Below are 21,187 nucleotides of genomic sequence, written 5' to 3' on the forward strand. Positions count from 1 at the left end.
TCCAGCGCACTCTTGCTCTTTTCGCTCAAGTTGTTCAGTCAATTGAAGACAATTCTGTTCCCATTGTGCAATAATATCTTTATGTCCAGCGCACTCTTGCTCTTTTCGCTCAAGTTGTTCAGTCAATTGAAGACAATTCTGTTCCCATTGTGCAATAATATCTTTATGTCCAGCGCACTCTTGCTCTTTTCGCTCAAGTTGTTCAGTCAATTGAAGACAACTCTGTTCCCCTTGTGCAATAATATCTTGATATCCAGCGCAATCTTGCTCTTTTTGCTCAAGTTGGTCAGTCAATTGAAGACAATTCTGTTCCCATTGTGTAATAATATCTTTATGTCCAGCGCACTCTTGCTCTTTTCGCTCAAGTTGTTCAGTCAATTGAAGACATTTCTGTTCCCCTTGTTCAATAATATCTTGATATCCAGCGCAATCTTGCTCTTTTTGCTCAAGTTGTTTAGTTAAATGCTTGTTCTGATAAATTGCCAATGCAAGCATTAAGCTTCCCCCACAACACACTATCATTGCAAAACCAAACAAAAAATCCACTGAGTATCCCGAATACCACGACTTCCCCATGAATATGATGCAGCAAATCATACCGCCGAATCTTATACTCCCAAATTCTTTCCCCCATTTCCAAATGACCTTAATTATAGCTATTATGAAAGCTATTGCCCATTTTATGTCTTCTTCCATTCTTGCTCTCTTTTATTCTCACCAACATTTAACGCAGCTTTCTCATCGATTTCTCGATATTGTATCATTGTGTGTACATCTGATTTGAAAATCACTACATATTATATTTTAATAAAAATAATACACAAAATATAGATGTTTTTGTTGGTAAAATAGAACAATTTGTATTTAAATAATGCTGTTTTAGTGATTTATGTACTTTAAAGAAAAGCCTTATAAGCCCTCAAAATGCATGATCCATGAAATATTGATTTTCAAAGTAATAAAAACCTTAATCCAACCAAACAGCAAAATATGCTGCGTGCTCACACTGTTTATAACAACGATAAAAAGCGCCTCTCTGCCTATTTATCAGTTCTTCTTTAAGTAGCCCAGCACCATCATACTCTTATGCCAGCGCCCCAATGTTGTGACAGTCCCTAAAACTTGAGACGATTCATGAAGAGGACTTATTCTTTCTAAAGTGTTTTATTCACGCGGGCTCTCTCTGCTTGCCACATACAAGAGACATGGTTTTAACTAATACAACATAACTAAATTTGAAACGAGAAAATCCTATGGTATTCATGATCTCTCATGAAAAACAATGAATTACTCTTATAAATAAACGTGACAGTTAAATAAACGTGACAGTGCTGTTATGAAGAGAACTCCTTGCACATCTTAATAGTTCATAGAGATTAACTGGGTGTCATTTTATATTCTGTACACAGATGAAGTATTTTTATAAAAATGCCCGTCTCACGCAGAAAAAAACAGCCCGTTAAGACTTTAAAAAGAAAAACACCACAATGCTTGCCCTCTTTTTCCATGAGAGATTCAAATTGATAAGCCTGTCTGAAAAGAGTGCTGTTTATGTCCCTAAAGATACTGCTCTTGTATCAAGATCACTTACTCCGGTGAAAATTGGAGTTTTGCCAAATAGGCATAGACGCCATTTCTTGCCACAAGTTCTGCATGGGTTCCTTCTTCAACAAGAGCGCCTTTATCCATCACGAGAATGCGATCAGCTTTTAAAATTGTTGCCAAACGATGTGCAATTACCAAGGTTGTACGATTTTGCATCAATCCTTCTAAGGCATCTTGCACCAACTTTTCACTGTTTGCATCTAAAGCAGATGTTGCTTCATCAAGAAGCAACAGGGGTGCATTTCTTAGAATTGCCCGTGCAATACCAATGCGTTGTTTTTGCCCCCCAGAAAGCATGGTACCACGTTCTCCTACTTGCGTATCCAAGCCATCTGGTAAAGCTTGAATAAATTCAAGTGCATTAGCCGCTTTAGCGGCAGCAAGGATTTCCTCTTCATGGGTATTTTCAGTTCCAAAAATAATATTATCACGCAATGTTCCATCAAAAATGGCGACATCCTGTGGAACATAGGAAATTGCGCTGCGTAAATCTTGTAAAGAAAGGCGATTAATTTCCATGTCATCTAACCGAATTGTTCCACTTATCGGGTCATAAAAACGAAGGATCAAAGAAAAAATAGTGCTTTTTCCTGCTCCGGAAGCCCCAACAAAAGCAACCGTTTCGCCTGCCTTTACAGAAAATGAAAGCGAGCGTAAAACCTTCTCTTGTGGTCTAGAAGGATAGGTAAAATCAACCTGATCAAAAACAAGTTCGCCTCGAACAGGTTGTTCCAATGATAAAGGATTTTTAGGAGCTACAATAGTAGGTTGTTCTTGTAGCAATTCGGAAAGCCGCTCAGCAGCGCCTGCGGCTTGGATTAACTCTGCCCCCAGTTCCGATAATTGCGCAAAAGTAGAAGCTCCAAAAACTGCATAAAGGACAAATTGCCCTAATGTCCCGCCTGTCATCGTTCCATTTAAAACATCGCGCGACCCAATCCATAAAACAGCAACCACACTGCTAAAAACCAAAAAAATTGCAAAACCCGTAAAAAAGGAGCGCAGGATCACGGAAGCACGTGCTGTTTGAAAAGCACGTTCTATCAATTGTGAAAAACGTGTTGCAACGAGTTTTTCTGCGGTAAAAGCTTGCACAGTGCGAATAGCACTCACCTGTTCTGTAGCAACAGCATTGGCATCTGCGAGACGATCTTGCGCCGCACGTGTACGAGAGCGAACTTTCCGCCCAAAAACCACTAAGGGAATGGCCACAACAGGAATAGCAACCAAAACCAACAAAGACAATTTAGCATTGGTAATCACCATCATCACGACGGCTCCGATCACTATAATCAACTGACGCAAAGCAGTAGAGGCGGTAGAACCCACAGCTAATTTTATTTGTGTTGTATCTGTTAGAAGCCTTGAAACAATTTCTCCTGAATGCGACCGATCAAAAAAAGCAGGAGAAAGTTTCATAATATGAATAAACACATCACGCCGTAAATCGGCAACAATCCGCTCTCCTAATGTGATAACACAATAATAACGGCCAGCAGAAGCAAATGCGAGAAGCAAGGCTAAGATAAACAAAATTCCGAAGTAAAAATTGATATGTCCATGGCTTGAAGTAGAAAACCCATGATCAAACATTTGGCGGATAGCCACAGGCAAAGCTAATGTGACAAGAGCCGCAACAGATAACGCTAGAAAGGCAAAGATAAACAACCAACGATAGCGCAAAAGATAAGGAAAAAAAATTGCAAGCGAAGAGAATGAAGATTTTCTAGGAGAAGATTTTGTAGATTTTTCTGAATGATTAAAGAGATTCATAAGGTTTCGCTCACTATATTGAATTTATAACACTTGATACAATGATGCATCTTGAACACTTGTTTTTTTATGTGTGCTCAGCTATAGGAATAAATACTTTAATCAATGTATCAAAAAGACAAAGGAAGCGCACTTAAAAAAATCGAGCAAGTGCTGTTTCATTCTGTAAACGCAAAAGGTTTTTACGCATGAAAGCGAATATTCATCCCAACTATCACACAATTACCGTTGTTATGACGGATGGAACCCAATATAAAACGCGCTCTACTTGGGGAAAAGAAGGCGATACTCTTAATCTAGATATTGACCCAAGAACGCATCCAGCATGGACAGGTGGCTCCCAAACACTCGTAGACCGTGGCGGTCGTCTTTCTAAATTCAAAAATCGTTTTGGTAATATTGGCATGTAAAAGCCTATTACTAATTATAAAGAGCACAAGTTTTAAAAAATGATTGCTCTATTGTAAGTGATTGGTTTTTTTATGCTGTAAAGAGTGCACTTTAAATATTAATTCAAAAACGCATCCAACATAAATAGATAGGATCTTAGGCACTAATAAATCTTGGTGGCTGCGTTTTTAAATTTAAAAATCAGTTTGAAATACGAGCATAAATCCTTCCTCTTAGAGTATAACGACCTGAAATAAAATAATTACAAACTATCCTTCTTTTTTTGGAACTGAAAAATACCCATGAAGAGAGCATTCTTGTCGCCGCTAAAGCGGCTAATACGCTTGAATTGATTCGAGCTTTACCAGATTGGCTTGGATACGTGAATAGAAGAACGTGGTACCATGCTTTCTGAGGGACAAGACAACGCATCGGTATTGTATGGTCAATTCTAAGAAATACACCCCTGTTGCTGCAAGCCGGCACCATCATTATATTTGCCAGCTCATGGGTGTTGCTACAGCCCTTGGCACTTGAGACGATTTATTATAGACATTTTAAGTCCTTCCTTAATATTTTTTTATTCACGCGGTCTCTCCCCGCTTGTAACGTGCAAGAGACATGGTTTTTGTTGATTCAACACGGAACAGGTTTGAAATGAAAAAATCCTGTAATATTCGGGATCCCCATGCAACATACAAAACAGTGAATTATTATTATAAATCAAAACATTGCTGCTTTATGAAGCAACATCTGCTTTAGATGCAAACAGTGAAAAGTTGGTGCAAGACGCCTTAGAAGGATTGATGCAAAATCGTACAACCTTGGTAATTGCACATCGTTTGGCAACAATTTTAAAAGCTGATCGTATTCTCGTGATGGATAAAGGCGCTCCTGTGGAAGAGGAAACCCATGCAGAACTTGTGGCAAGAAATGGCGTCTATGCCTATTTGGCAAAACTCCAATTTTCACCTGAGTAAGTGATCATTATAAAGACAATATCTTTAAGGACATAAACAGCACTCCTTTTCAGACAGGCTTATCAATTTGAACTTCTCATTTTTCCATTTAACACACGATAAGGTACCATTTAGGCACCATGAGAAGCTTTCCCCTTATATCATGATTTCAAAAGCCGCATGAGAAAAACAAAATAAGCCGTTTGGGTGTCTTAAGGTCAAGGATGCCGATAGGCGTAACCTTTAAAGGATTGCCTTAAGCTTAAGGACCAAGGCTTGTTAGTCCTCTCATTAAACGCGGGTCTAATGTTACGATTTTGGAGAGCGATTATTAAGAATTTGAGAGGCAAACAGCCTCTCATCTTGATTTATACACAAACGAATTGCACCCTATTTATTCAAAGAGCATAATTTCATACTCAGGAGGTGCTAAACGGAATAAAAGAGCGTCGTAACCCCACGCAGCAGACATGCAGCAAACAGAAAAAACGCCTTCACTAATTGCTAAGAGTAATGTGAGCGATATACCGGCTTCATCTGCCGTTGCTTCACGGTGTTCCAAGAGGTATCCGAAAAAAAATAAAAAGCACGCTAATCCACTCGCACCCGCAAAGAAGCTTAGTACGGCATGAACCAATCCACGCATGCGGAACAGGATAAGAAAAATTATGAAAGTAAACACTCCAAATATTACAGCGAATGTTCTACGCACCATATTGCACAATTTTCGCATCATAATTGCAGAAAAGCTCTGTTCTGCGTATCGATTTTTTCTTTTGATGCTTGTATTCTTAGAAGATATACTGTTATTTTTAGAAGATATACCGTCCACAACTCCCCCCGTTTTAAGCCAAGATGCTATGAAGTTATTCATTTTTAATTATATCATCATAAAATACAAGAAAAATTTATCCATTTTAACGAAAAAATAGGTGTTTTATTGAGGTGCAAATCTATTTTGTTAGCAAGAGTTATTCAATCCGTTCGTCAATAGAAAAACTACTCCCTTACAGAGGAAGCTATCCTGACGCACAAAAGCTTCATAAGCTGTATTCCAATCCGCTCAGAAATCGCAACTCTCCAATCTACCCGCTTTTCCACCTTTGAAACTGTAATAAAATGGATTCTGCTGATGACAAGTAATGATAACATGAAAAAGAAAAAATATCACAATATCAAACTCTTCAATACAGTCTTAGCTTTATGATTTTCACTCAAAAAGCAAGTGCCCACCCATGAACGACACCATACTAAAGTGCTGCGCATTCACAAATTTCCTTTAAAGCACCATCTCCCCTTCCCGAAATCGCACCTCTTGCGCAATCTTATCTCTCGATAGCACCCATTAGAAACTTTTAAAAGGTCCAAGGAGAAAACTCTCTGAGAAAGCTTTCAAGCCTAAAACGCCCCCGCCATTTTTATCATGATGAGGGCACCCAAAAAACACGCAGAAACAAGCAAAATCTCTCCGCATTTAAAAACAGAGTTTGTGCTTCAAGCGCACGCTTTTTCTTGTTCTGTTGTCCATTGTCCCAAAGCCGCAAGATGATTCATCAAAGCCCGATGACTAAATGCCTTCTGTGCAACAGCAATATTCTCATCCTTTCCAGTCCATGCTTTTAAAGCAGCTGCTTGTAATGCCCGTCCATAAGAAAAAGTCAATTTCCAAGGAAATGCGCCCAAAGAATTCATAGCAGATAAATGCGCCGTTGCTTCCTTATCAGACTGTCCTCCAGAAAGAAAAGCAATTCCAGGAACAGCAGCAGGAACAGTCTGTTTAAGCACTTGGACGGTCTTTTCAGCAACTTCTTCAACAGAAGCGTTGCGGGCATCCTTTCCATCAATCACCATATTGGGCTTTAAAATCATCCCCTCCAAAAGAACACGAGCTTCAAACAATTCTTTAAAGACGGTCTGTAAAACAGCTTTTGTCACCTCAAAGCAACGTGTAATGGAATGCCCACACGATGGTCCATCCATCAACACTTCCGGCTCAACAATCGGCACAATATTGGACTCCTGACACAAGGCAGCATAGCGTGCAAGAGCTTGTGCGTTTTGTCTTATGGCTCCTCTTGTTGGCAAAGTGTGTTCATCAATAGCAATCACCGCACGCCATTTAGCAAAACGTGCTCCCAAAGCATAATAGTCTTTTAGCCGCTCACGAAGACCATCCAACCCTTCGGTAATTGTCTCTTGAGGAAAAGCGGCCAAAGGTTTTGCACCGGTATCAACTTTAATCCCTGGCAAAGCGCCTGAATCCCGAATAAGATCCGTCAACATTTTCCCAGTTGATGCTTTTTGCCGAATGGTTTCATCAAATAAAATAACCCCAGAGATGGCGTTTTCCATCGCTTCTTTTGTACTAAAAAGCATTTCACGATAAGCACGGCGCTTATCTTCATTGGATTCAACACCAATACTTTCAAAACGCTTTCCAATGGTCGCCGTACTTTCATCTGCCGCCAAAATACCTTTACCCGCATGCACCAAAGCAAGTGCAATATCTTCAAGCCGTTCATTCATAAAAAATTCCTCTTTATTTTGTCTTAATTTCTAAAAATGCGCAACACTATCAAAACACTCTACAAGACCGTATAGTTTTTCTTTAACCTTCCCTTCAAAGAAACCCCTTAAGCCTGCATAAGGGCAAGAATGCCAGGCAGAACCTTACCTTCCATCCATTCCAAAAAAGCCCCTCCAGCAGTCGAGAGATAAGTAAAATCATTGGCAACACCAGCATGATTAAGAGCAAAAACTGTATCGCCCCCTCCCGCAATTGAAACCAACTTTCCCGTCAAACTACGTTCTGCTGCATGGCGTGCAACGGCAATGGTTCCCTTATCAAAGGGAGACATCTCAAAAACACCAAGGGGTCCATTCCACACAAGAGTAGCAGCTTTATCTATCACAGTATTGATATGCGCAATAGAGCGTGTCCCAATATCCAATATCATGCCATCTTGTGGAATATCTTCAATGTCATAAAGACGATGCGGTGCATCTTTTTCAAAGCGAAATCCAACGACAGCATCCACAGGGAGCAGAAGCGTACATTGACACTCTTGTGCTTTTTTAATGATTTTTTTTATCGTGTCCATCAGTGCATGTTCACACAGTGACTTACCAACAGACACACCTTGCGCTGCTAAAAAACTGTTAGCCATGCCCCCACCAATCACGAGATGATCAACCTTTTCCACCAAATGATTGAGCACAAAAAGCTTGCTAGAAACTTTCGCTCCTCCCACAATGGCAACCACAGGACGTGCTGGATTGCCAAGTCCTTTTTCTAATGCCTGCATCTCACCTTGCAAAGAGCGCCCTGCATAAGAAGGCAACAAATGCGTTATTCCCTCCACCGAAGCATGGGCACGATGAGAAACTGAAAAAGCATCATTGACATAGAGATCCCCATTATGAGCCAAAGCTTCCGCAAAAGAACAATCATTCTTTTCTTCACCAGCATAAAAACGAACATTTTCAAGCAGTAAAACACCCCCATTTTGTAATGACTCAACCGCAACCTGCACCACCGAACCGATACAGTCAGGAGCAAAAGAAACAGGCTGATTAATGATCTTTTCCAGCACTTGCACAACAGGACGGAGTGAAAACTCTGGCTCTACCTTTCCTTTAGGGCGACCACAATGAGAAAGCAGAATAAGTTTAGCACCCCGCTTTTGCAGCTCAATGATTGTCTCTTTATGTCGCTCTAAGCGCGTCGTATCACAGACCTTGCCGTGTGCCATTGGCACATTAAAATCCACCCGCACAAGAACACGTTTTCCAGTGACATCAACATCATCAAGTGTACGAAACCCCATCACTGCTTCCTCTTCACTTTCCATTGTTTCAAATAAAAACGCATCCAACAACCCTGCCCACTTTTCTTTCCACTTATCCCCTCTTTGCTTTTACAAGAGATCCACGACAGCTTATCTCTCACCCTCTGCTTGAAAAGCCAAAGCTTCATCGTCAAATGTACAAAAGCCCACCATTGCTCTTAATCTTCATATCCCATTGTAGCAAACAAATTGTGGCAAACAAATGCATTCGCTCAACTTGATCTCTATTAAAGCTTTCCTTTTACTTCTAAGCAAGAGAGTTTACATCTCCTAATTTTCTAACGTTTTCTCAAAGGGTATCTCGTTCAGATCTTACTTTTTCAAAGTTTACTCTTTCATGCAGCTTTTAAAAGCACGTATTGACACGGTATTAAAACAAAACACATCATCAATTTTTCAATATTCTCTTCTCTCTAGCGTATGAGAACAACAGCCTCTATCTGTTTTTCTCAAAATTGTACAAAAATGAGACTTTTCCCTATAAAAAGAGGACCCTGAGGTCCTCTTATATTGTCTTAGCAAAAGCCACAGCCGTATCACTCATACGGTTAGAAAAGCCCCATTCATTATCATACCAAACCAGAACGCGACAGAGCTTACCATCAATCACTTTTGTTTGATCATTGTGGAAAATAGCTGAATGAGGATTATGATTAAAATCACAACTCACGAGTTTTTCTTCTGTAGTGTCCAAAATGCCCTTCAAAGGACCTTGTGCAGCAGCAGCAATAGCTGTATTAATTTCTTCAATTGTTGTGGAACGCTTAGCGATAAATGTCAAATCAACTACAGAAACATTAGGGGTCGGAACACGAATCGATACACCATCAAGCAATCCCTTTAATTCTGGTAAGACCAATCCCACAGCTTTTGCCGCTCCTGTTGAGGTAGGAATCATAGAAAGAGCTGCTGCACGTGCACGATAAAGGTCACGATGCATTGTATCCAACACAGGTTGATCACCCGTATAAGAATGGATTGTTGTCATGAAGCCCTTTTCAATACCCACCGTGTTGTGCAAAACTTGTGCTACAGGCGCCAAGCAATTGGTAGTACAAGAGGCGTTTGAAACAACACGATGCTCCTTGCTTAAAGAGAGATGATTAACCCCATAGACAACCGTAAGATCTGCTCCTTCAGAAGGCGCAGAAACAAGAACACGCTTTGCCCCCGCATCCAAATGAGCACTTGCTTTATCACGCGTAGTAAAAATGCCCGTACATTCTAAAGCAATATCGATATCCAAATCTTTCCAAGGCAATTGAGCAGGATCACGCTCTGCGCATACCTTTATTAAACCACCCCCCACATCAATGGCATCCCCTACCACCTTAACGGTCCCAGGAAAACGCCCATGAACTGAATCATAGCGCAATAAATGGGCATTTGTTTCCACCGATCCCAAATCATTAATTGCGACCACTTCAATATCTTGCCGTTCACTTTCCACAAGTGCACGTAAAATATTGCGACCAATACGACCAAACCCATTAATTGCAACACGAACTGTCATTTCACATGTTTCCTCATCAATTTTTTAAGCACAACATTTAAAACACAATAAATGGGTACCAATCCAAAATCATTAATTCCCACAATGTCAATATCTTGATCAATCACTCACTTATCCACAATAATGCACAAGATCATCCACAACACTGGACAGAATATGATGCCCTAAAACCACCCCATTCATGACAACACAAACTATCACTTTGTCTTTTCCTCTTTGATCTTTCCAAGCTCTTTTTCAACGGTAGCGACCACATTCTCACAAGTAATACCAAAATGCGCATAAAGGGCATCAATTGTTCCACTTGCCCCAAAGCCCTCCATACCAATAAACACACCATCACAGCCAATAAAACGATCCCACCCTTGGGCGACAGCAGCTTCAATGGCAATTTTAATCGGTGCCTCCCCAATGAGAGCACGCTGATAAGAGAGAGACTGTTGAGAAAAGAGTTCAAAACAAGGCACAGAAACCACACGCGTTGGGATGCCTTTTTCTTCTAACACCGCATGTGCCTCCACCGCAATTTGCAATTCTGAACCAGAAGCAAACAGCGTCACTTGTGCATCATCACTAGCTGTTAGGAATTCATAAGCACCGAGCATACAGAGATTTTCTTCTTCATACTCTTGACGCAAAAGCGGTAGATTTTGTCGACTCAAAGCCAAAGTAGAAGGCGTTTTGCGTGCTTTCAAAGCCAATTGCCAACACTCGACTGTCTCCATAGCATCAGCAGGTCGAAACACAAGATGATTAGGCATTGCGCGCAGGCAAGCCAAATGTTCCACGGGTTGATGGGTCGGACCATCCTCACCAAGACCAATAGAATCATGTGTCATGACATAAATCACCCGCAATCCCATAAGAGAAGAGAGCCGCATAGCAGGACGCATATAGTCAGAAAAGCATAAAAAGGTTCCCCCATAAGGAATAAAGCCGCCATAAAGGGCAAGACCATTCATCACGGCTCCCATTACATGTTCGCGAATTCCATAATGCAGATAACGCCCTGAAAAATCTTCAGCAGAGATACTTTTCATCTGGCTGCTTTTTGTATTATTAGATCCGGTTAGATCAGCCGAACCACCAATAGTTTCAGTAACGACTCCATTGATAACTTCAAGAGCCATTTCCGAAGCTTTACGCGTAGCAACAACAGGCCGCTCTTCAACCAGTTTCTGTTTATAAGTATCAATAGCGCCATCAAATCCGCCCACGAGATCGCCCCGCATCAATCTTTCAAACTCCACACGCTCTGAGACAGGAAGATCAGCAAATTTTGCTTCCCACTTTTGGCGTTTTTTAGCAGCATTGAGACTAGCCAAGCGCCAATTATCGAGAATATCGGCTGGAATAATGAAAGGCTCAGCATCCCACCCTAAAGCGATACGGGTTTCAGTAATTTCTCGTGCGCCCAAAGGGGACCCATGAACTTTATTGGTACCCACTTTATTTGGCGCTCCAAAACCAATTGTTGTTTTACAAGCAATCAAAGTTGGTTTATCGGAATTTTGTGCCGCCTCAATAGCCCGTGCAATTGCTGCTTGATCATGCCCATTGACTTTATGTGTCTCCCAACCAGAAGCTTTAAAACGCGCAATCTGATCAGTACTATCAGCAAGGGAAATCTCTCCATCAATGGAAATATTATTATCGTCCCACAACACAATAAGCTTATTGAGTTTCAAATGACCAGCAAGGGAAATCGCTTCTTGAGATATTCCTTCCATAAGGCATCCATCGCCCACCAACGCGTAAGTGTAATGATTGATGAGATCACCAAAACGGGCATTTTGCAAACGCTCCCCAAGAGCCATTCCCACGGCATTTGCCAACCCTTGTCCAAGTGGTCCAGTGGTTGTTTCGATTCCCGCCACATGCCCATATTCTGGATGCCCAGCAAGCTTTGCCCCTAATTGGCGAAAATTTTTGAGATCTTCAATGCCAATATCTTCATAACCAGAAAGATACAAGAGAGCATAAAGCAACATAGACCCATGCCCCGCCGATAACACAAAACGATCACGATTAGGCCAGCGAGGATTTTTAGGATCATGAGCAAGGAATTGTGTATAAAGGACTGTAGCAATGTCGGCTGCCCCCATTGGTAAGCCCGGATGACCAGAATTTGCTTTTTCAATCGCATCAATAGCAAGAAAACGGATAGCATTGGCCATCTGATTCTGTTGGTGGGTATTTGTCATGAATAATCGACCATTTCGTTAAATACGTTATTCTGTTGCTTTTTCCGTATTCTCTTAAAACTCTCAAGAAATACTATTTTTTAACCATTAGTGTGAGACTTCTTGCCACCACTTCAATAACATTAATAACATTCCCCTCACGCGTCCTGTATATCCATGTCATTTATGCCAATACGCGCAAAAAATCCAGCTTTTAATTTATATCCATCCCCTGCTTTGCTTGCTAAAATATCCTACATACTTAAAAATAAAATGCGCACAATACAAGAGTGAAAGTGATTCGTTTTTGCATAACACATTGATAAAGGATACAATTACCCAAAGGATAAAGGCAATGAACCAAGAGACTACAGTTCTACAAGATGCTTTAGAGCACCTAGAAAAGGCACTTAGAACTTTAGAGATCACCATAATAAACCGCAATGCCGTTATTGATAAAAATAACGAATGGGAAGAAGAAATCCAACGAATGAATGCTGACCGCAGCCATCTTGCCCAAGCGCTTGACAAAGCTGAAGCCCAAATTGAACGCTTAGAGTCCGTAAACAAAGAAGTTTCCAAACGTCTTATTAAAGCAATGGAAACAATTCGTGTTGTCATTGATAGATAAAGGTTTGAATGTATGGAAACTGTTTCCGTTACCATTGATGGTAAAGTTTATCGCATGGCTTGTGACAAAGGACAAGAACGTCGTCTTATTGCGCTTGCTGCTCAATTAGATCAATATATCACACATTTAAAGAACAATTTTGGTGAAATTGGCGACCATCGTTTATCGGTTATGGCTGGCATAATGATTATTGATGAAATGGAAGAAATAAAACGAGAAAATAAAAAATTACAAGAAGACTACAATGCTCTTTTACGACTCCACAACGAAAGAGACCGCACCATGGGAAAAATTATGCGTGACACCACCCAACGCATTGAAAATCTCACCAACCAATTGCTCAAAGATGATCAAAACAGCACAAACATTCAAGAACAAGAACAGGAAGATTTCTAAAAGTACATCAGCGCGTAATAAACCAGAGACTTGACTTGTCCGCCACACCTCACAGGATAAAAACTCTTAAACCCACACCAGTCTGTAAACAGTCTGGTTTCTTATAGGAAGGATTCCAGCTACTCACCACTTATGGGATTAACTTAAAACTCAACAAGAAAGCCTGACCCTGAATCTTTCATCTCCGCACAAACACTTCCTATATCAAAGAGGCAACCTTATATCACCACACTTCAAATGAGATGTCTTTAACAGTGCAACAAGATAACAAAACCAACATCATTGTAAAAAAATCATATAAATGACAACAGCAACAAACAAATAAAGCATCCTTCGAAAAAAAGAACTCTATTCATGTTTCCTCTGAATGCATACCATAAAGTCCTTGTCCTTAGATAAGGTCAAGCAGATTCAAAATATATTTAAAAAATAACCTTATCTATTATCCCGTAAAACACCGCCATTTGATAATATAAGCACCATGGAGTCTTTGCACCTAGAATGTCCATCAGATGAAACCCACCTAGAAGAACCGTATCATTTATAAACCAGCGTGAACTTTAGTATTTTCATCCTTCAGAGCAGGAAAAAAGCCAAACCCGAAGATTATGTTAATCTCATACAACCTCAAACATCATAAACGACAATAATAGCTCTTGAAAACATCCTCTACCACCATCTTTATCCTTATAACAAACAATTCATCCATACCTCTCTCCCCACCCCTCAAAATCTCCACGCTTAATAAAAGAGCAAACCGGCACCATCATTATAAACAGCCCTCAATATTGCGACAGCCCCCTTGGCTCTTAAAAGGATTCATAAGAGGGACACCTTTCTTGTACAGTTTTTACCCACAAGAGCCCCGCTTGTGACGTGCAAGCAAATAGTTATGATTGACAAAACATAAACAAATTTAAAGTTAAGAGAACCTTGCGGTATTCAGGGTTTTAATTCAATATAAAGAACGCTATGTTATCATTATAAATCAATATGTTGCAAACGCGCCGACAAAGCATATTTTTAAAACACATTCACCCATCACTTTTTCTCATAACATACCAGTACGATTTTTTAGGCACATAATTCTAATTTTATTCAATTCTGTTTGCAAAATTTTAAAATGAGAACAATTTCAAGGCTCTCATTTAAAAAGAAAAAGAATAAATTCTCATTATCAATGAACATCTGGCTCGTATAAACATCAATAAAGCAATCCCCAATATGCCTCAATGAAATAAAAGAGGGGCTTCCATTCAATACCCTACCGTAAAAGCAGCTTCCTCAGAACTAAAAGAAAATCAACAGACAACATCACCGCATCTGCTCCCATCACCAAACCTTATAACCTAACGCAACACCTTGCTATCTTTACAATGGGAGGTAAAAGAATAATAGGTCTATGGAAGCATTCACAAAAAACGCACACCCGTTGTTTTTAAAGCCTGTTTAAAGGCGCATAAAAAAACATCATGCATAAACGGCTCAAATCCCTTTCGTTCCATCTTGAGAGACAGAAGCAATACGCAAGAGATTTGTCGCTCCAGGCGTTCCAAGGGGAACCCCAGCTGTCACAAGAAAGCGATCTCCCCCTTTGCAAAAGCCTTCCTGAAATGCAATGGCTGCTGCACGATCAACCATATCCTCTAAACTCCGTGCATCTTGCGTGACCACACAATGAAGCCCCCAAACTAAAGCCAAACGCCGTGCTGTTTCCACAATGGGCGATAAAGCAATAATCGGTCTATTAGGGCGTTCACGAGAGGCACGCACCCCCGTTGTTCCGGAAGCCGTATAGGCAACGATAGCTGATAGCGCAAGTGTTTCAGCAATCTGACGCGCAGCAAGAGAAATCGCATCCGTTCCTGTTGATTCTGGTGCTGGATGTTGTGCCCCAACCTGAGCGGCATAAGTGTGATCTTGTTCGATTTGCCGCGCGATTCGGTCCATCATAAGCACAGCTTCTTCAGGATAGCGACCAGAAGCAGATTCAGCAGACAACATCACCGCATCTGTTCCTGCATAAACTGCTGTAGCAACATCCGACACTTCTGCGCGTGTCGGAACAGAAGATGTGATCATTGATTCGAGCATTTGTGTTGCCACCACAACAGGCTTCCCTGCTAAACGACAAGCTTTTATGAGCTCCATCTGAAGTGCAGGAACCCTTTCCAAAGGCATTTCCACTCCAAGATCACCCCGTGCAATCATAATACCATCGGATACATCAATAATTTTCTCTATATGCTCTAAGGCTTGAGGCTTTTCGATTTTAGCCATCAAAGACACCTTGCTTTTCGTCAACCGACGCACCGCCATAATATCTTCTGGACGTTGAATAAAAGAAAGAGCAACCCAATCAACAGGCTGCTGTAAAAGAGCCTGAAGATCCTCCTTATCTTTTGACGTCATCGAATCAAAAGGCAAAATTGTATCGGGAAAACTGACACCCTTTCGATCAGAAATACGTGTTCCAGCAACCACGCGACATTGTACAGAATGACCATCACAAACTTGCGCACGCAGTTCCAGTTTTCCGTCATCAATTAATAACCGATCCCCTGGTTTAACAGCCGAAAATACATCCTCATGAGGGAAAAAAACACGCTGTGCATCACCTAACACATCGCGATTATCTAACGTAAAGCTTTGCCCAACACGCAAATCTTCTTGACCCTTAGTAAAACGACCCACACGCAGTTTTGGCCCCTGAAGATCCACTAAAATACCAATGGGTCGCCGAACTGTTTTTTCAACTTCTCGTATAGACTTGACCAAATCACCCATCATATCACGGTCAGTATGGCTCATATTAAGACGAAAAACATCTGCTCCTGCCCTAAAAAGCTTCTCAATCATTTCACTGGAAAAAGAAGAAGGACCAAGAGTCGCAATAATTTTCACTTTACGTGCACGTTTCACGGTGGAGAATTTCCTGAAAGAGAAGGGACAACTGAATTGTTTAACAAAGACTCATCCGTCAACTGTATCATCCAACTGGTTTGATTTCCGGTATCGATTTCTTTAAATTCAGCCTTTTGATATCCTCGAGGGAAACAATCATGAACCCCTTGAATGGTAAATTGGCTATCTTGCACACACATGGTTACAGAGCCTGCCCAATTCCCTTTTTTTTGTGCCCCTTCCGCATAAAAATAATAAAACCGTGAAGCAAGAGGCCCTTCAATTAAGGTTTTACACTCCGTCACGGGTACCGTCCACCAGCCTTCGCTCACCCACCCTGAAAATGTACGATATCCAAGAGCAATCCCTACAGACTGTTGGGTTGTATTACAAACCCTAAAGTCAGCTTTTGCAAAAACAACAAGGGAAAACAAGAGCAAAATGCTCAAGAGAAAAACCTTCAATCCTTTCTGAAACACCCAATATCGTTTTTTTAAAATCACAAAACTTCCTCTATAATGTCAAATTCTCAAAAGAAATTACACACTTCTTTTTCAAAAGCTTTTCAAGTCTAAAACGTATATTTTTATATTTTTCTTTTTATAGCCCTTTTATCAATGCATATATCTTAAAAATTTTACAAAATATTTAAAGTCAATTTGTAAAAAAACAGTGTAGCTTGATTTGCTTTTTGTTTTTCAAGCTTTTTCAACATAAATTCGTCGTCGAAAAACAACTTAGAATATATAACTTGGAGAAAAATACAATGAACGATACAGTAACCGATCAAACACACGCCATATCCGTAAACCAATTACGCTCTTTTATCGAACGTATTGAACGACTAGAAGAAGAGAAAAAAACCATTTCTGATGATATTAAAGACGTTTACACTGAACTTAAAGGCTCTGGTTTTGATAGTAAAGCCGTTCGCAGCATTATACGGTTGCGTAAAAAAGAAGAGCATGAACGAATGGAAGAAGAAGCAATCATTGAGCTTTATAAAAATGCGCTTGGTATGAGTTAAAGCTATTGATAAAATTGGAAAATTTCTTAAGAAAAGAAAATGCAAAAAAACAAATGAATGTATAAAAATTTCACCCAATAATAAGCTGTTTGTGTAACTTGTAACGAGACTATCGGTCACAAAATACACAATATTGCAACAGCCCTCACATTAAAAGGATTTATACAGAGCATTTTTATCCCTCTCCTCCAATCATTTTTATCCACACAACCCCTCACTTGTACGCCAATCCAATTTGTGATGTGCAAGAGAGGTAATTTTTATGATTAAACATCAATAGATTTGAAATGAGAAAGTCTTACGATATTAAGGACTCTCTTCCTTCAAATTGAAGAAATGAATTATGATGATAAATCAATTCATTATCTACAAAAAGAAACATATAAAGTGGTCAGCAGTTGAAATCCGCTAAATGAGAGTCTGAACTGTTTACAAAAGAAGAGCTGGTTAAGGATCTTTATCTTTTAGGATAGGCAGAAATTCGGCATATTTACACATTTGATAAAAAGCCCCTTGATAGAACTTTTAATAAAACTTTATTCGAATCTATTAACGGACTCATACAGATCATTGATTCGAGAGGTTAGAATGTGGTCTCTCCATTTTCCAGAAATCATCAAATAGTCTTTGGCATAGCCTTCTTTTTCAAAATGAAGGCGCTTTAATAAACGTTCGCTTTTTATGTTCTCAGGTCTATAATTTGCCATCACTCTATGCAGATGATAAACATAAAAGATATGGCGTATTAGAGCCGATAAACTCTCAAACATGAGACCTTTGCCTTGTTTTTTTTCATCAAGAGAAAAACCAAGATGACAGGCTTGAAAAACACCCAGAACCACATTTGTAAAATTGACAACACCGATAATTGTGTTTTCATTTTTTAATCGTACAGCATATCGGTATGCTTGTCCTTGTGCATTTTCATAAGCAAATGCATTGGCTCGTGTTTCCCAAGCTGTTAGGCTGTGGTAACCATCAGATCTAACAGGTTCAAAAGGACGCAGATGATTCGCATTACGGAGGTAATAAGAAGACAGTTCAGCTGCATCTTCTAAACCGATCAATGTGGAAATTGTTCGCTTTGTTTTAATTGCTATCATTTTCTCCTCCTAGACAATGTTACAATAACACGTTGATTTATCCTAACAAATCATCATTTTTAAACTTAAATCATAACGTCGAATACAGTAAGCTTTCCTCATCACAACACTTCTTACGTTAGAATCAATGAGGATCATTTGCTTTTCCGTCATAAGCGGGGGTGTGGTATGTTTAAAGCATAAGGTAAAGACAAGGAAATGTTTTTTACGAATGCTCTCAAGTTCCAAGGAGCGCTGTAGCAACATTGGGAACTGGCAAAGTGTGTAATGGAACTGGTATACTTCCATATACAAAATTTTGAAAAAACTCACGGCAAAGATAGTTTTGTTTCTTTGCCTTGTAAGCTCAGAGCACGCTTGTTTTGCGCTATCATATCACTGCCCACATACAAAACCCAATGACCATCACCTTGAAAAGCTATATATTACAGTGGGATTTAAAAAGTTTCTGCTATGACTCATCAACAACACTGTTCCCGCTAAATCAGCCACAAACTCTTGTAACAAATCCAAGAAAAGTGATAATGCAATACAAATCTTTTAAAATGTTTTAGACATTACCGTGAACACGCTTCCATTTCTTCGCGTAAAATTTCAAGTTCTAACCATTCTTCTTCTTTTTGTGTGCAAGTATTTTTCTTTTTTTCCAACGCTGTTGATAAACGCTCAAAACGCTCTTTATCACTGCGATAAAGGGCTGGATCAGAGAGCTCTTGTTCAATTTTTTTGATTTCGTCCTGCAAAACAGCAATTTCTTCAGGCAATTTTTCCAATGCATAAACCTGCTTATAAGACAATTTACCTCGTGTTTTTTTCTCCCGCCCTATCAAGCCATGATCTGTTGATGTGTCCTGCTTTGAAAGCTTTCCCGCATGAAATTTTGAAGATGCATTACGCTGCGATAATTCTGTTTTTTTGCGTTGTAAACTCAGAGCATGCTGGTTTTGCGCCATCATATCACTATAACCGCCCGCATACAAAACCCACTGACCATCACCTTGAGGTGCCAACATATGCGTTACAGTACGATCTAAAAAGTCTCTGTCATGGCTAACCAACAATACTGTTCCCGCAAAATCAGCAATAAATTCTTGCAACAAATCCAAAGTTTCCATATCCAAATCATTGGTCGGTTCATCAAGAATCAAAAAGTTTGCAGGACGTGAAAGAAGTCGTGCAAGCATGAGGCGTGCTCTTTCTCCCCCGGAAAATTCTTTAAGGGGAGTGCGTGCTTGTTCAGGTGAAAATAAAAAGTCTTTCATATAAGAAACGACATGCCGCTCCAGCCCATTGATCACAAGAGTATCACCTCTTCCTCCCGTTAAATAATGCGCTAAAGTTTCTTCTTCATTTAAAATACGTTGCTGATCAAGCAATGCCATAGAGAGGTTATAGCCATGCCTCACCGTTCCACTATCCACGGCTTCTTGCCCAATTAATGCAGAAATGAGAGTTGTCTTTCCGATTCCATTGGGTCCTACCAAACCGATCCGATCACCACGCTGAATGCGCAAAGAGAAATCTTTCACGATAATGCGATCACCATAGGATTTTGAAATTTTCTTTGCTTCAAGCACCAATTGCCCAGAATCATGACTTTTCGCTGCTGTCAAAAGTGCATTTCCCGGCTGCCCTTTATAGGTTTGATGACGCTGTCTTAAGTCTTTTAATTCGCCTAAGCGCCGTACATTACGCTTACGCCGTGCGCTCACACCATAACGCAACCATTGCTCTTCACGAACAATTTGGCGCCCCAATTTATGCTGTTCGATGGCTTCTTCTTCCAGTGCTTTATCACGCCAATTTTCAAACTCAGAAAAACGCTTTTCCAGTCTTTTGGTTGTGCCACGATCAAGCCATACCGTTGACCGCGTAACATTTTCTAAAAATCGCCGATCATGGGAAATCACCACCATCGCTGAACGCAAAGAACACAAAACAGCTTCCAGCCATTCAATGGTTGGTAAATCAAGATGGTTGGTTGGTTCATCTAAGAACAAAATATCGGGTTTTGCAGCAATGGCCCGTAACAACGAAACACGTCGCTTTTCGCCTCCCGAAAGCGTTTCCAATTTTTCCGCCCCCGAAAACCCTAAATTTGTGCGAAGCGTATTGATCCACTGGACATCAGATGTACTGTCCAGCCCCGCTTCCATATAAGCGTTAATATCTTCAAATCCTGAACAATCCGGATTTTGTGAGACATAACGGAGCGTTACTCGCGGGTGGCGAAAAATTTCGCCACCATGAGGTTCTAATATTCCTGCGGCAATTTTTAATAAGGTCGATTTTCCACAACCATTACGGCCGACCAGCGCAATACGCGCCCCCTGCTCAACCGATAAAGAAGCTTGATTGAGCAAAGGCGTTTTTCCAAAATTTAAGAAAATGCGGTCAAGCCGCAGAAGCGGCACCGCCATTAACGAACGCGGCGCGGACAAGGTGCTTTATACATCACCCCTCTTGCATCACGGTAAGCACATAATTGTCGTACAGGGACTCTTTGTGCACAAGGTGCTTGGTAAACATGCCCTCTACGACCACGATACGTGCACAATTGTGATGCCTGTCTTTGTTGTTTTCTTTGATTTGCAGCTGCACCTGTTACTGTTCCAGCCAAAGCACCAAATGCTGCACCGGTAAGTGCTGCTCCAGGAGTACTTCCAGCAATAGCAGTTCCAGCCAAAGCACCAATTGCTGCTCCTCCTACGCCGTAACGTGCAACGCGTTCATCGTTTGTGGTACAAGCAACTGAACTGAAACCAATGGCTGAAACAACAGCCACTTTAAAAATTGATTTTAGCATATCAAAACCTTTCCTTCTCAAGATCAATACATAATATATCGTTTATGTC

The 21,187-nt window shown here is 40.4% G+C and carries 15 protein-coding genes and 3 pseudogenes; 5 read left to right on the forward strand and 13 right to left on the reverse strand.

Annotated elements, in window-relative coordinates:
• Both ACFIJK_RS03610 and ACFIJK_RS03615 read right to left on the reverse strand, forming a co-directional pair.
• Positions 1-546 (reverse strand): annotated as a pseudogene (locus ACFIJK_RS03610) (hypothetical protein); the annotation flags it as partial.
• A gap of 1,041 nt (positions 547-1,587) precedes the next feature.
• Positions 1,588-3,378 carry an ABC transporter transmembrane domain-containing protein gene (locus ACFIJK_RS03615; RefSeq protein WP_375626568.1) on the reverse strand — a complete coding sequence of 597 codons (1,791 nt, stop codon included), beginning with the start codon at positions 3,376-3,378 and terminating at the stop codon, positions 1,588-1,590.
• Positions 3,379-3,566: 188 nt separating this feature from the next.
• Here ACFIJK_RS03615 and rpmE point away from each other — a divergent pair, with 188 nt between their 5' ends.
• On the forward strand, positions 3,567-3,788 hold the full coding sequence (gene rpmE / locus ACFIJK_RS03620) for a 50S ribosomal protein L31 (RefSeq protein ID WP_015856961.1): 222 nt from the start codon (positions 3,567-3,569) through the stop codon (positions 3,786-3,788).
• A gap of 711 nt (positions 3,789-4,499) precedes the next feature.
• Positions 4,500-4,748 (forward strand): annotated as a pseudogene (locus tag ACFIJK_RS03625) (ABC transporter); the annotation flags it as partial.
• 373 nt (positions 4,749-5,121) lie between these two features.
• Here the strand turns inward: ACFIJK_RS03625 and ACFIJK_RS03630 are convergent.
• The 5 genes from ACFIJK_RS03630 to tkt all read right to left on the reverse strand — a co-directional run bounded on the left by ACFIJK_RS03630 (position 5,122) and on the right by tkt (position 12,292).
• Positions 5,122-5,289, reverse strand: a complete 168-nt coding sequence (locus ACFIJK_RS03630; protein WP_375626570.1) for a hypothetical protein — start codon at positions 5,287-5,289, stop codon at positions 5,122-5,124.
• A 932-nt stretch (positions 5,290-6,221) separates the two neighbouring features.
• Positions 6,222-7,253 carry a class I fructose-bisphosphate aldolase gene (locus ACFIJK_RS03635; protein WP_375626572.1) on the reverse strand — a complete coding sequence of 344 codons (1,032 nt, stop codon included), beginning with the start codon at positions 7,251-7,253 and terminating at the stop codon, positions 6,222-6,224.
• 107 nt (positions 7,254-7,360) lie between these two features.
• Entirely contained in the window at positions 7,361-8,554 is a 1,194-nt protein-coding gene (locus ACFIJK_RS03640; RefSeq protein ID WP_375626658.1) for a phosphoglycerate kinase, read from the reverse strand.
• 526 nt (positions 8,555-9,080) lie between these two features.
• Complete coding sequence (gene gap / locus ACFIJK_RS03645) at positions 9,081-10,088, reverse strand: type I glyceraldehyde-3-phosphate dehydrogenase (RefSeq protein WP_375626574.1); 1,008 nt, start codon at positions 10,086-10,088, stop codon at positions 9,081-9,083.
• Positions 10,089-10,285: 197 nt separating this feature from the next.
• Positions 10,286-12,292 (reverse strand): transketolase, encoded by a 2,007-nt coding sequence (gene tkt, locus ACFIJK_RS03650; protein ID WP_375626576.1) that lies wholly within the window; start codon positions 12,290-12,292, stop codon positions 10,286-10,288.
• A gap of 334 nt (positions 12,293-12,626) precedes the next feature.
• Between tkt and ACFIJK_RS03655 the strand changes: the two genes are divergently transcribed.
• Complete coding sequence (locus ACFIJK_RS03655; RefSeq protein WP_005774573.1) at positions 12,627-12,902, forward strand: DUF4164 domain-containing protein; 276 nt, start codon at positions 12,627-12,629, stop codon at positions 12,900-12,902.
• A gap of 12 nt (positions 12,903-12,914) precedes the next feature.
• Entirely contained in the window at positions 12,915-13,298 is a 384-nt protein-coding gene (locus ACFIJK_RS03660; protein WP_375626578.1) for a cell division protein ZapA, read from the forward strand.
• A 1,485-nt stretch (positions 13,299-14,783) separates the two neighbouring features.
• Here ACFIJK_RS03660 and pyk read toward each other — a convergent pair.
• Positions 14,784-16,220: a pyruvate kinase gene (pyk, locus tag ACFIJK_RS03665; protein WP_375626580.1), complete on the reverse strand. Its 1,437-nt coding sequence runs from the start codon at positions 16,218-16,220 to the stop codon at positions 14,784-14,786.
• Complete coding sequence (locus ACFIJK_RS03670; RefSeq protein ID WP_375626582.1) at positions 16,217-16,705, reverse strand: DUF1036 domain-containing protein; 489 nt, start codon at positions 16,703-16,705, stop codon at positions 16,217-16,219. Before ACFIJK_RS03670 ends, pyk begins: the two co-directional genes overlap by 4 nt.
• Before the next feature lie 263 nt (positions 16,706-16,968).
• Between ACFIJK_RS03670 and ACFIJK_RS03675 the strand changes: the two genes are divergently transcribed.
• Positions 16,969-17,229 carry a DUF2312 domain-containing protein gene (locus ACFIJK_RS03675; protein WP_039760779.1) on the forward strand — a complete coding sequence of 87 codons (261 nt, stop codon included), beginning with the start codon at positions 16,969-16,971 and terminating at the stop codon, positions 17,227-17,229.
• A gap of 536 nt (positions 17,230-17,765) precedes the next feature.
• On the opposite strand, the gene rimJ is transcribed toward ACFIJK_RS03675, so the two are convergent.
• The 4 genes and pseudogenes from rimJ to ACFIJK_RS03695 form a co-directional block, all read right to left on the reverse strand.
• On the reverse strand, positions 17,766-18,332 hold the full coding sequence (rimJ, locus tag ACFIJK_RS03680) for a ribosomal protein S5-alanine N-acetyltransferase (protein ID WP_375626584.1): 567 nt from the start codon (positions 18,330-18,332) through the stop codon (positions 17,766-17,768).
• A gap of 320 nt (positions 18,333-18,652) precedes the next feature.
• Positions 18,653-18,845, reverse strand: a pseudogene (locus ACFIJK_RS03685) (ABC transporter ATP-binding protein); the annotation flags it as partial.
• Between the two features lie 44 nt (positions 18,846-18,889).
• Positions 18,890-20,752 (reverse strand): ABC-F family ATP-binding cassette domain-containing protein, encoded by a 1,863-nt coding sequence (locus tag ACFIJK_RS03690; protein ID WP_375626660.1) that lies wholly within the window; start codon positions 20,750-20,752, stop codon positions 18,890-18,892.
• Positions 20,752-21,138, reverse strand: coding sequence for a hypothetical protein (locus tag ACFIJK_RS03695; RefSeq protein ID WP_375625241.1), 387 nt, complete (start codon positions 21,136-21,138; stop codon positions 20,752-20,754). The genes ACFIJK_RS03690 and ACFIJK_RS03695 overlap by 1 nt, the downstream gene beginning before the upstream one ends.
• Positions 21,139-21,187 lie beyond the last annotated feature (49 nt).

Source organism: Bartonella sp. PS17NMGDW, assembly GCF_042193555.1.
GTDB lineage: Bacteria > Pseudomonadota > Alphaproteobacteria > Rhizobiales > Rhizobiaceae > Bartonella > Bartonella grahamii.